Raw genomic sequence first — 12,155 nt, 5'->3', positions numbered from 1 at the left:
CAATGGGCTTAGATACAATAAGAGCTTACTTTTCATATAAAAAAAAGGAGCGGTCCCAACGATTCTAGATCGCTTGGGTCAGCTCCTTGCTTAATTATTTCGTTATGGATTTGGTGTGCCGACTTAAAGATCAGCTACTGGACGATACGCAGCGCCTCGCCGGAGTTTTGGTTATCCCGCTGCTTTGCTTGCTGCTGGGACTCGGACGGGACCGGCTGCTTCTGAGAGGATCCGTCATAACGCGTTCTTTCCGTCCGGTCAATTTGTACGATTCTGCCGTCATGAACGGTAATCGTCACATGCCCATATTTCAGGCCACCCACCTGATCTGCGATTCGCTCCAGCCACTGTTGGTCTACTTCTAACGGTTTTGCCATACGAAACCCCTCCATTTAAATTCGTTTAGTCGGAACTTACGGCCTTTTGCTGGCCGGACTTCCATTCCACAATACTTTTTACGATCAACGTAATGACGGCAAGCATAACTAGCAAAGATGCGACCGCAAAGGATGCCGAAAATTGATATTCGTTATACAAGATTTCGATATGCAAAGGCAGCGTATTCGTTTCCCCGCGAATATGGCCGGATACGACGGACACTGCGCCGAACTCGCCCATGGCGCGGGCATTGCACAAAATCACGCCGTATAACAGTCCCCACTTGATATTAGGGAGCGTGACTTTCCAAAAAATCTGCCAACCCTTCGCCCCTAGGCTGGCGGCCGCTTCTTCCTCTTGTACGCCTTGCGCCTGCATGAGAGGAATAAGCTCGCGGGCTACAAAAGGAACCGTAACGAAAACGGTAGCGAGCACGATGCCGGGCACCGCGAAAATAATTTGAATGCCCCGCTCATCCAGCCATGGCCCGAGAAAGCCTTGCGCTCCGAATAGCAGCACGTAGATCAAACCGGAAATGACAGGAGATACGGCAAACGGCAAATCGATTAAGGTGATCAAAATATTTTTGCCGCGGAATCGGAATTTGCTAATTGCCCAAGCTGCCGCAACCCCGAATACCGTGTTAACAGGTACGGCGATCAACGCAACGATAAGCGTAAGCCTCAGCGCTGACAAGGCATCCGGCTCCGTTATGGAGTCGATGTATACGCCGGCGCCTTTCTTGAAGGCTTCGACAAATACGGATGCGAGCGGCAGCAATACAATCAGTCCGAGAAACAGCATGGCGATTCCAATAAGCAGCCAGCGGACGGGAGCCGATTCTGTTACATGCTGCGGGCGTTTCGAGGCTTCTTCATTTGTGTGTACGGTAATTGCTCCAGCCATTGTTATTGCCCCCTTCTCAGTCCGACACAGTGCGGCGGTTCATCCGCCACTGCAGTAGATTTATGACCAGCAGCATGAGGAAGGACACAACAAGCATGACAAGCGCAATGGCGGTAGCGCCAGCGTAATCATATTGCTCGAGCTTCGTCATAATAAGCAGCGGCGTAATTTCAGTCTTCAGCGGCATGTTCCCCGAGATAAAGACAACCGAGCCATACTCGCCGATGCCTCTTGCAAATGCGAGCGCGAACCCTGTTAAAAGCGCTGGCATCAGCTCCGGCAAAATGACCTTCCAAAACGTCCGCAGACGATACGCTCCAAGCATTACGGCCGCTTCCTCCGTCTCCTTATCCATATCCTGCAGCACCGGCTGCACGGTACGCACGACAAAGGGAAGACCAATAAAGATAAGCGCGATCGTAATTCCGATCGGCGAGTAAGCCACCTTTACGCCAAGCGGTTCCAAAAGGGAGCCTACCCAGCCGTTTGGCGCATAGATTGCCGTCAATGCGATACCGGCAACAGCTGTCGGCAGCGCAAAGGGCAAATCCACCAAGCTGTCGATAAGCTTTTTGCCCGGGAAGCGGTAACGGACAAGCACCCATGCGATTAATAGACCGAAGACCGCATTAACAAGCCCTGCAAAAAAGGCAGTAAGGAAGCTGACGCGATAGGAAGCGACTACTCGAGCATTGGTAATCGTGCTCCAAAACTCTGACCAGCTGAGTTCTGCCGTTTTGAAAAAAACGGCAGCCAGCGGAATTAATACGATAATGCCCAAGTAAAACAAGGTGAATCCAAGCGATAAACCAAAACCCGGAAGTACGTTGCGGGACTTGGAACCTTTCATGTGAAGTCAGCTCCAATCATGTTTAAATCATTCATTAAGAGCCCGGCGTGTAGATTTTATCGAAAATGCCGCCGTCAGCGAAGTGCTTCGTTTGTGCTTCTTTCCAGCCGCCAAAATCTTTATCAATCGTCAGCAGCTCCAGCGCTTTAAATTGATCCGCATACTTCGCGGCAGCAGTCTCGGAAATCGGACGGTAGTAGTTTTTAGCCGCAATTTCTTGCCCCTCTTCGGTGTATAGGTATTTCAGGTACGCTTCGGCTACTTCCCGGGTTCCTCGGTCATCAACTACTTTATCTACGACTGCTACTGGAGGTTCTGCCAAAATGCTCAAGGATGGATATACGATTTCGAATTTGTCCGGACCAAGCTCATTAATGGATAGGAATGCTTCATTCTCCCAAGCGAGCAGCACATCGCCAATGCCGCGTTCTACGAAAGTAGTTGTTGAACCGCGTGCGCCGGAATCCAGCACTGGCACATGCTTAAACAGCTCTGCGACAAACTCTTGCGCTTTGGCTTCGTCATTGCCGTTTTGCTTCAGAGCGTAGCCCCATGCAGCAAGGTAATTCCAACGGGCTCCGCCCGATGTTTTCGGGTTTGGCGTAATTACTTCAACTTTATCCTTGATGAGATCGTTCCAGTCTTTGATGCCTTTCGGATTTCCTTTGCGAACCAGGAATACGATTGTGGATGTATAGGGCGAGCTATTGTGTTCGAATTTAGATTGCCAATCCGCATTGATTAAGCCAGGCTCTACGGCTGCATCGATATCGTAACCAAGCGCAAGCGTTACAACATCCGCTTTCAATCCGTCGATAACGGCGCGGGCTTGTTTACCGGAACCGCCGTGTGATTGTTTAATCGTTACCTCTTGGCCGGTTTCCGCTTTCCAATGCTTAGAGAATGCTTCGTTAAAATCCACATAAAGCTCGCGAGTAGGGTCATACGATACATTTAGCAGCTCAACCGGAGGCTTTGGCTCTTCTTTAGCCGGTTCTTCCGTTGCTGCCGCATTCGTTGCCGAAGACTCGTTAGCGGGTTTGTTGGTTGCTTTGTTTCCGCTATTGCTGCCGTTTTGACCGCAAGCAGCCAAAACCAGCGCCAATGCCAATAAAATAACGACGGAACGAATATGAGTAATTTTCTTCATCTCTCCATACACCCCTTTTTAAATTAACAGGTCTGCAGAAACACGTAATAGCTCGATTCATAAAACGCGTTTCTCATTGATCGGTGTTTACTCCGGTTCGTCCGGTCGGAAACCATTATTCCTACCTGTTTAGTTGGTTATGGGAGAATCTTACCAGCGCCCCCCTTATACTGTCAATACTTAATTTCAAAAAAATGATAAGTATAATAAGTTTGCTTTATAATTGAGCTGTTTTTCGCTGCTTTGGTATGCCCTTTCATGATTTCCAGCCTTTCCGGACAAAACGTAACAGCCATTAAACCGATTTGGTTAAAAGCCATTAAGTTTGTTTGTTTGTTCTAAATAAAAAAAAGCTTCGGCAGCAGTATCCAATAGGATGCCGTTACCAAAGCTTTGCTTATTTATATTATTTTCGGCCGCGCTTATTCTCTCCCGTAACCATAACAACCTCGACATAAGGCTTTATACGGTCCATCAGCCGCTGTCCCTTGTGAAGCTCGTCGCCATCCTTGCTTGTGAAGCTGAAATGCTTCTCCAGCGCCTCCAGCTCGTAATTCGAGGTGTAGAACGTTGGCTTGCGCTGCATCCGGTAATTCAAGATCGCGCCAAGCACATGATCGCGGACCCAAGGGTTCAAATTCTCGGCGCCCATATCGTCAAAGATAAGCAAATCGGTCTCTTTCATCATTTCGACCGTTTCCTTCAGCTTGCCCGGCTCATGCATGAGCGACTTGAGATCCTCTACAAAATCAGGCATGTAGACGATGACGCCGGAATAACCGGCCTTGGCCAGCTCATGCAGCAGATAGCACATTAGAAACGTCTTGCCCGTGCCGAAGCGGCCTGCCAAATACAAGCCTTCCTCCTGCAAGCCCTGTTCTTTCGTGCGGTCGATATAGCGCAGAACCTGCCCGACGGCCTTTGCGCGCTCCATGTCATTCGTCAAAATCTCATCGGATGAATATCCCCGCTGCAGCGCCTTCTCGTCAATGTAAAAGCTTCGGACGCGGCTGCGGATTTGATCCTCCGTTTGGCGCGCAATAAATTTCTTGCATGACACTTTGCGGTCATAAAGCTGGGTTAGTCCGTTAATCGTATCCGAGCTAAGCAGCGTATAGTGTCCTTCGAAATCATTCGGGCATTTATCCAGCCCCGGGCAGTTGCTGCAGTTTCGATATTCGGTTACGTATTGGTAAACGCGGTTCAGATTAAGCCGGATCGTCCGCTCATCCAAATCCGGATATTTCACCCGCAGCTTCTCGACAAGCGGTTCCGCGAGCAGCTCGGTCAGCTTGTTCTCCGCTTGCTCCGAAAGTGCCTGACCTGTGGGCCATGCCTTTAGCAGCTCGCCCATTGACTCCATCATCTGCTCACCCCGCTTCTATGATTTGCCGTCTAATTTACGCGCGAGCTTCCGCAGCTCCTCAAGCTCGTCGGCTGAAACGGAAGCCGCTGATTGACCTTCCTGAACAATGGGAATCGAAGGCTTCCGCGATGTTCCTCTGCTGTTGCCTCCGCTGCGAGCGCCGCCTTTGGAGCCGTTATAGCCGCCTCCGGCATAGCTGGCTGCTGCTTCCTTGCGCCGTTCCTTGTCCTGTTCAACTTGAGCTTGCTCCCGCACGTAAATAACGGCCTTCTCGAATGTATCAATTTGTTTCACGAGCATATTCGAGGCTACCGCGTCCAAAAACGTCTTCGTTACTCTTTGAGCATCATTTGCTCCAATAACATAATGAATGAGTACATTTATAACGGGTCCTGCCAATTTATAATTAAGATCCATTCGTTCAAATACGCGTTCTATCCAATCCGGCACCGCGCCAGGGAAAAACCGCTGCAGAAAGCGGGTATGCGGTTCATTCCGCATCAGCATATTGTACTGCTGAACATCGCACCGGCCAAGCAGCTGGTTCGGAACCTGTAAATAATGCTGCTCCTGTACTTCGTATTCCTCCGTCAGTTCATCAGAATCAACCGGCTCTTCATTTGATACCACTTGCGTCCGAGAAAGCGTGCGCTGACGCTCGCCTTCCCGCTTCTTGTCCTGCCTGTAGAATTGGTTGGCCCGCAGTTGAAGCTCGTCAATATTCAGCTCGCCGCCTTCTCCGAAAATGCCGTCCTCATCGAGCAGACGGCATATATCTACGACAGCCAAGTTGTATTTGTAGGCCACATAATTGACCTGCGAGAGCTGCTCTTCGTTGCTTCGCAGCCGCTCTACAAACCGGCGATTCGCCGAATTCCGCGGAAAGCGCAAAATGATTTCCCCATAGGGGATCCCCGCTGTTGCCTGCGCTGATCTCGCGGCAGCTTGCCGCGAAGGCGCTACCTCTGTCAATGCTTGCTCAAGCTCATTGTCTACCGACTGCATATTCAGCTTAAACAGCTCGTAGAAAGGCACCGATATGTTTTCTTTCGTTAGCTGCGCGCCGGCCAGCTCATCCGGTTCATTGGCCCCGAAGGATTCTCGGAGCGATATGACCGCATATTTGCCGACCTTATCCCGCAGCAGCATCGTCAAGTGCATATTGCGAAAAAATTCAACCGGCGACAACGGCTGCGAAAGCTCGTATTCATAGATAACATCTGCATTATCGGGTACGCCTAGTCGAGAGGTTTGAAGCAAGCCTACCGCTTCAAGCTTGGATGCCTGCTCGATCAAATGCTTGCGGCCCCGCTCGTTCATTTCCAGCCCTAATCCAAGAAACAGCTTGCGCTGCGGTTCTATAGAAGAATAACCCGAAGTCCCCTCTGCGATTCCGTGATAAAGCTGCTGGTAAAATGCGACGGCAAAAGCGCCAATCATCGGCTGATAGATTAGCGACAGCATTTTATAGTCCAAGCTGCTTAGCGAAAAATCACGGAATATGTAATACCGATGATGCTCCGTGTAATGCAATATATTATTGATGCGCACTGCACCACTCCATCCCTTACTTTCATTCTATCATTTTAACATAAAAACCGATGCTCAGGACGAGTCGAAAAATAGAAAAATCCCCCGAATGAGGGATTTTCAGATTAAAACATTTTGTAGCCGCCCTTGCGCAGCGCTTGAATCGCCCATCCGCTTACGTACGCGCCGATCAGCGCACCGATAACCGGTATGTAATCAATGACCGTATAATGAGCAAAGTTCTCGATCGTGGCGGTCGCTGATTTATCCCACGGCGCCCATATGCCCAGTACGATTAAAGCGATAATAAACAAATATATCGGAAACCACGTTGTTTTTAACAACATATTCAGAATAAAGCCGATACCGAACATCATGACTAAAAACAGCACTGTTGCAATAATTAACTGAAGCATCCAGACTTCCCCTTTCAGACTCTCGATTATTAGTTTAATTAATGGTCCGGTGGAAGTCAATTACGTTAGGAGAAATGTCACAAGACCGCCATTTGCTCCGCTTGCCTAGATTAAGATACAATGATGGCAGCATCATTATGGAGCTTGAAGGGAGCATTTATACAATGAGTGAAGCAGCACAAACATTAGAAGGCTGGTACGCGCTGCATGATTTCCGCAGCATGGATTGGACAGCCTGGCGCCTAGCCGACGAAAACGAACGCAGCCGCGCGCTGGACGAGCTGCAATCGTTTTTGCAGCAATGGGCTTCGGTGGATGAAAATAAGCAGGGCAGCACAGCCGTATATTCGATTGTAGGTCAAAAAGCAGACTTTATGTTCATGCATTTGCGCGAAACGTTAGAGGATCTTAACGCAATCGAGACCGCGTTCAACAAAACGACCTTCGCTAGCTTTACCTATCCGGTGCATTCGTATGTAAGCATCGTGGAGCTCAGCAACTATATGGCGCAGCCAGGCTCGGATCCGATGCAGAATCCGGATATTATCGCTAGACTGAAGCCGTCTCTGCCAAAAGCAAACCACGTCTGCTTCTATCCGATGAACAAACGCCGCGACGGCCAAGACAACTGGTACATGCTCAGCATGGACGATCGCAAGGCGATGATGCGCAGCCACGGCATGATCGGCCGTTCCTATGCAGGCAAAGTAAAACAAATCATTACCGGTTCCGTCGGCTTCGACAATTGGGAATGGGGCGTTACGCTGTTCGCGGACGATGCTCTTCAATTCAAAAAGCTGATTTACGAAATGCGCTTTGACGAAGTAAGCGCGCGCTTCGCTGACTTCGGTGACTTCTATGTCGGCAATTTCTTAAACGGCGAGAAGTTCGCAGCAATGCTCGCAATATAGGTTTACAGCCTAACGCATAAATAAGACAGTCCGAGCCTTTCGATAAAGGCAGCTCGGACTGTCTTTTTATTATTCGAGATCGTCGATGCTTACTGCAATGAATTTAAGCGCGCTTCGATAATTATGCCGAGTGATATCCATTGCCAGCTGCCGGTTCGGAAACCCGCGATGCAGCAGCTTTAAACCGCTGGCTGTACAGGAGAGATGATGATACATTTTGTAAAACAACATCCGGTTCCGATCCAGCTGGTCATTCCCCAAATAAGAGTAAGCAGCTCCAAATCGAAACGTCAAAAAGCTGTGCTCATATTCGGAATCGTAATAGCGGCTTCCCTCAATATCAATTAAATAGGGCTCCAGCTTGTCATTCACCATGACGTGATCCGGGCCCAGCTCCCCATGAATAAAGCTGTATCGCTCTCTTGCCTCGATATTGGATTCCAGCTCATGCACTTTTTCCAGCAGCTTCATCTGATTTTCCTTGAATGCCGCTATATAATCCGAAGCATAGGCCAGGAGCTGCTCCGCTTGTTCCAATTCCTGCAAATGGCATTTGCCGGAATGAACTAAGCCAGCGTTTATCAATCCAGGGTAATCCCTCTCTAAGCTGTGCATCCGTGCAAGCATCGATCCGAGCTGCCCGAACACTTTCTCCTTAGGTTCCTCGTCAGCATTCAAAAAGCTCGCTGCATCCGGACCGTCGATATATTCGACAAAAGCAAAGTCAAAGGGATACCGCTCTCTTTTCTTGTTTATATAATAAATGCCAGGCGTCCGTATGCCATGCTTGCTTAAAAAAGCTTGATTTCCTTCGAATAGCCCGCATCCGTAGATGCGCTCGTTCTCTGGCAGCCTTTCGATTTCCTCTTGAAAAAAATTCATTGCCAGCTCCCAGACATACAGCATGAACATAAAACCATTCGTGCACTTCACTTTATAGACGGTTTTTTGAGCGCCTCCATGCCTGGTCGTAACTTGCTTGACCATATAGCCGGCACCAAAGGTTTCCTTTGCATGCTGCTGTAAATCTTCAATTGCCACTAAACAATCATCCATAGCTGCAACACTCCAATTCCTTTTTTTTGCTGCCGGCTGCTTTACTATAAATAAAATTCCGCCAAAAGAATAGACTGTTTCTTTCCCGCCTGTTATGATGTTGAATAAGTTCTTTGTAAAAATAGCGATACCTTTTCAAGCGTCTAGAGCATCTTCTAGATGCTTTTTTTTATGCCATTTGGCCAAAAAAAAGCTTTCGCGCTTGACCGGCATCGTGGCCGTATCAAGTGCGAAAGCCTTTATTTTAAATGTCGTCCTCATCCTCGTCTTCTTCGGCGCTTAGACGCTTTGCATCCAAATATTCTTGGGTTGCGCGGTCACGCTCGCGGCCTTTGTCCTTCAACCGCTCGATTGCCGGCTGAATCAGCAGGTCAACTTCCTTTTGCACCGTATAAGCCAAGTCGTAGCGCGTCTGCGATTCTAAGAAGGAACCGACCTCCATCAATGCGTTGTAACGATCCAGCTCATCTCTGGTGAGCAAACCCCGAACTTGTACGCTGCAGTGTCTCATTATAGGAATTTACCTTTACGAAGCACGAGTGAGATGCCGCCGATGATGAACAGGTAACGCAGATCGATTGCTTTTTTCAACCAAGCAGCTACGCGTCCCTTGTATTTTTTGCCGAATGCAATACCGATTGCTTCGCCTTTTCCGAGTGACGCCACCGTACCTTTGTTGCTGAACGTAAAGCCTTTAGGCGGCTGATTGCGAATGGAAGCGACAAGGTTATGCGCGCAAACGACACCCTGCTGCATCGCGATTTGAGCCGTAGGCGGGTATGGACGGCCTTCCGGGTTGAACATCAGCGAGTTGTCGCCAACGATGTAGATGTTTTCATTGCCGGGAGAACGAAGGAATTCATCCACTTTCACGCGTCCGCGCATCGTCTCAAAACCTGCTTCTTCGATCAAGCGGTTTCCGCGGATACCGCCGGTCCAAATCACGGTTGCGGATTTAATTTCTTCGCCTTCGCCGACAATAACGCCCTCCGGCGAGCATTCTTTGATTGCCGTGCCGATACGGAAAGTTACGCCTTTCTTAGTCAAAACGTCCATGCCGTATTCCACTAGCTCAGGGTCAAAACCAGGCAGCGCCGTTGGGGCCGCTTCGATATTGTAAATTTTCACAAGCGCCGGATCTACGTCGAACTGCTTGCAGAGCTCAGGGATACGGTCGGAAAGCTCGCCGACGAACTCGATGCCCGTAAAGCCCGCTCCGCCAACCACGAACGTCAAATAGTCCGTACGATGCGGTTCGCGTTTGAAACGAGCAAATTGATACTCGATATGTTCGCGAATTAAACGAACGGAATTGATGCTGCGAATATTCATGGCATGCTCGCCTAGACCCGGAATGCCGAATGTCTCTGGCTCGCCGCCAAGGCCGATAACCAAATAATCGTAAGACAAAGTGCCGTCTTCGAGAATGACTTTTTTGTCTTGCGGACGGATTTGCACGACGGTGGATTTCACGAAATCGATTTTAAATTCATCGATCAGTTTTGAAATGCTGACTCGCGCATTTTCCGGATTGTCCGTGCCTGCTGCCGGCATATGGAGATGTGTCGTAATATAATGATAGTCATGTTTATTTACTAATGTAACGTCGGCTTCATTGTAATTTAATTCTTTTTGCAGACGAAGCGCGGTCAAAATACCTCCGTACCCTGCGCCAAGAATGACGATTTTAGGTATGTTACTCATCGATTAATCCCATCCATTCCTCTTATCTTTGTATTTATACATTGTGAAAAATTACACATGCTAAACCGAATATCTATAATTATAAGTTCAGTGTGTTCTAAATAAAGCCATTTTATCAATGAATCGGAAACGGTTTGGCGACAACTTTCACCGCTCATAGCAACCAGTCCCGTGCTTAACATACATCAGAAATTTTACATAGTTTTCAGTAAAAGTTCAAGGGCAAATTATACGAAATTGTTTAGAACTCTATACAAATTAAATATTTCCTTCTTCTTCCGCGAAGCATTATAATGGTATTCGTAAAGCTTAAAATGCGGAGGTGGCTACATTGTCTAACCCTGAAACAGCAGTAAAACCCGTCGATATCTTAATTATCGGAGGAGGGCCTGCGGGACTGTTTGCTGCTTTTTACGGCGGTATGCGCCAGGCTTCAGTAAAGCTGATTGAGAGCATGCCGCAGCTAGGCGGCCAGCTTGCTGCTCTTTATCCTGAAAAATATATTTACGATGTTGCCGGATTTCCGAAAGTAACGGCCCAGGAACTGGTCGACCGCCTGATAGAGCAGCTTTCCCATTTTAAACAGGAGATCTGTTTGGAAGAGAAGGTCACTAACGTCATTAAGCATGACGAAAGACTCTTTGAGATTATAACAGACAAAGGCGTTCATTATGCCAAAGCCGTCATCATAACAGCGGGAGTAGGCGCATTCGAGCCGCGCAGGCTTGATTTGGCGGATGCCGCAAGATTCGAGAAAAAAAACCTTCATTATTTCGTAGGCGATTTGCAGCGGTTTAAGGGGCAAAAGGTGCTGATAAGCGGTGGAGGCGACTCGGCCGTGGACTGGTCGCTTATGCTGGAGCCGATTGCTGAGAGCGTGACGCTCATTCATCGCCGCGATAAATTCCGCGCGCATGAGCATAGCGTAGAAAATCTTATGAATTCCAAAGTAAACGTCCTTACGCCAAAAGAAATTACCATGCTCCACGGCGAGGACAGCATTTCAAAAGTGACGTTAACCGACGTCAAGACGTTAGAAACATCCGAACTCGACGTGGATGCCGTTATCGTTAACTTCGGTTTCATTTCGTCCCTTGGTCCGATAGCGGACTGGGGAATCCAAATACAAGGCGGATCAATACTTGTGGATACCCGGATGGAGACCAATATACCGGGCATATTCGCCGCGGGCGATATTACGACCTATCCCGGCAAGCTCAAGCTGATTGCCGTAGGCTTCGGCGAAGCGCCGACCGCCATTAACAATGCGAAGGTTTATGTCGATCCAAATGCCAAGCTGTCGCCCGGCCACAGCAGCAACATGAAACTTTAATGCTTCAAATTCGCTTTGCGTCTTTTAAAAAATAAACAAAAGGGTATCCTAACCTTGGCTTAGTTCATTCATGCACCTATCGCATACATATGCACGGTGTGCCAAGGAGGATACCCTTATGTTTTGTCCGGTTTGTAACGGGATTCAATCTCTGCATGTACGCTGCTCCTCTTGCGATAGCGCAATTGTCGACTGCGGTCGTTCATCCGATCTGACAGGTCCCTATGCACCCTATGAACAAATAGAGGACGAACCGCTTTTAAGTCAGGCCGTCGTGCAAAAAACTTTTTCCTGCATGCATCTTGTATATTGCCAGTCTTGCAATCAAACAACCGAGGTCTCGGTTATGGAATGGTAATCATGTTGTAAGGCAAAGTACTGCAGCAGGGATCAAGCGGTAATTTTGACGGCTTCCGGATTTAACCGTCTGCGCTTCATTTCAATCGCTAGCATTCGAATGAATTCCGGCTCCAGTTCAAACTGGATAGCTGCATAATAGGTGTCTACTAACATTTCATCAGACAGTAGCTCCAACACTACACACCCTTTCTTCCA

The 12,155-nt window shown here is 48.5% G+C and carries 13 protein-coding genes; 2 read left to right on the top strand and 11 right to left on the bottom strand.

The window, feature by feature from the left end; translation table 11 throughout:
* Positions 1-134: 134 nt before the first annotated feature.
* The 7 genes from MRBLPE1_RS16455 to MRBLPE1_RS16425 all read right to left on the bottom strand — a co-directional run bounded on the left by MRBLPE1_RS16455 (position 135) and on the right by MRBLPE1_RS16425 (position 6,596).
* Positions 135-377, bottom strand: a complete 243-nt coding sequence (locus MRBLPE1_RS16455) for a YezD family protein (protein ID WP_364147060.1) — start codon at positions 375-377, stop codon at positions 135-137.
* A gap of 25 nt (positions 378-402) precedes the next feature.
* Positions 403-1,284 (bottom strand): sulfate ABC transporter permease subunit CysW, encoded by an 882-nt coding sequence (cysW, locus tag MRBLPE1_RS16450; protein ID WP_364147058.1) that lies wholly within the window; start codon positions 1,282-1,284, stop codon positions 403-405.
* 16 nt (positions 1,285-1,300) lie between these two features.
* Positions 1,301-2,134 carry a sulfate ABC transporter permease subunit CysT gene (gene cysT, locus MRBLPE1_RS16445; RefSeq protein ID WP_364147056.1) on the bottom strand — a complete coding sequence of 278 codons (834 nt, stop codon included), beginning with the start codon at positions 2,132-2,134 and terminating at the stop codon, positions 1,301-1,303.
* Between the two features lie 34 nt (positions 2,135-2,168).
* A complete protein-coding gene (locus MRBLPE1_RS16440; protein WP_364147054.1) occupies positions 2,169-3,284 on the bottom strand; it encodes a sulfate ABC transporter substrate-binding protein in 1,116 nt (371 codons plus the stop codon).
* A gap of 406 nt (positions 3,285-3,690) precedes the next feature.
* Entirely contained in the window at positions 3,691-4,647 is a 957-nt protein-coding gene (gene dnaI, locus MRBLPE1_RS16435; protein WP_364147356.1) for a primosomal protein DnaI, read from the bottom strand.
* Between the two features lie 18 nt (positions 4,648-4,665).
* The gene (locus tag MRBLPE1_RS16430; protein WP_364147052.1) at positions 4,666-6,201 is read right to left on the bottom strand and encodes a helicase DnaB; all 1,536 of its coding nucleotides are present in this window, start codon (positions 6,199-6,201) and stop codon (positions 4,666-4,668) included.
* A 104-nt stretch (positions 6,202-6,305) separates the two neighbouring features.
* Positions 6,306-6,596 (bottom strand): YuiB family protein, encoded by a 291-nt coding sequence (locus MRBLPE1_RS16425; protein ID WP_364147050.1) that lies wholly within the window; start codon positions 6,594-6,596, stop codon positions 6,306-6,308.
* Between the two features lie 164 nt (positions 6,597-6,760).
* Here MRBLPE1_RS16425 and hemQ point away from each other — a divergent pair, with 164 nt between their 5' ends.
* Positions 6,761-7,507 carry a hydrogen peroxide-dependent heme synthase gene (hemQ, locus tag MRBLPE1_RS16420; protein WP_364147049.1) on the top strand — a complete coding sequence of 249 codons (747 nt, stop codon included), beginning with the start codon at positions 6,761-6,763 and terminating at the stop codon, positions 7,505-7,507.
* 69 nt (positions 7,508-7,576) lie between these two features.
* Here hemQ and MRBLPE1_RS16415 read toward each other — a convergent pair whose 3' ends face one another.
* From MRBLPE1_RS16415 to MRBLPE1_RS16405, 3 genes are all read right to left on the bottom strand, one after another.
* Positions 7,577-8,563: an aminoglycoside phosphotransferase family protein gene (locus tag MRBLPE1_RS16415; protein ID WP_364147048.1), complete on the bottom strand. Its 987-nt coding sequence runs from the start codon at positions 8,561-8,563 to the stop codon at positions 7,577-7,579.
* A gap of 244 nt (positions 8,564-8,807) precedes the next feature.
* A complete protein-coding gene (locus tag MRBLPE1_RS16410; protein WP_364147045.1) occupies positions 8,808-9,074 on the bottom strand; it encodes a hypothetical protein in 267 nt (88 codons plus the stop codon).
* Entirely contained in the window at positions 9,074-10,267 is a 1,194-nt protein-coding gene (locus MRBLPE1_RS16405; RefSeq protein ID WP_308994441.1) for an NAD(P)/FAD-dependent oxidoreductase, read from the bottom strand. Before MRBLPE1_RS16405 ends, MRBLPE1_RS16410 begins: the two co-directional genes overlap by 1 nt.
* Positions 10,268-10,598: 331 nt before the next feature.
* Between MRBLPE1_RS16405 and MRBLPE1_RS16400 the strand changes: the two genes are divergently transcribed.
* Positions 10,599-11,600, top strand: coding sequence for an NAD(P)/FAD-dependent oxidoreductase (locus MRBLPE1_RS16400; RefSeq protein WP_364147044.1), 1,002 nt, complete (start codon positions 10,599-10,601; stop codon positions 11,598-11,600).
* Positions 11,601-11,990: 390 nt separating this feature from the next.
* On the opposite strand, the gene sda is transcribed toward MRBLPE1_RS16400, so the two are convergent.
* Positions 11,991-12,137, bottom strand: coding sequence for a sporulation histidine kinase inhibitor Sda (gene sda / locus MRBLPE1_RS16395; RefSeq protein WP_308994439.1), 147 nt, complete (start codon positions 12,135-12,137; stop codon positions 11,991-11,993).
* Between the last annotated feature and the right edge of the window lie 18 nt (positions 12,138-12,155).

Source organism: Paenibacillus sp. LPE1-1-1.1, from assembly GCF_040676435.1.
Lineage (GTDB): Bacteria > Bacillota > Bacilli > Paenibacillales > Paenibacillaceae > Pristimantibacillus.
This window is presented reverse-complemented; position numbering and strand designations above follow the sequence as displayed.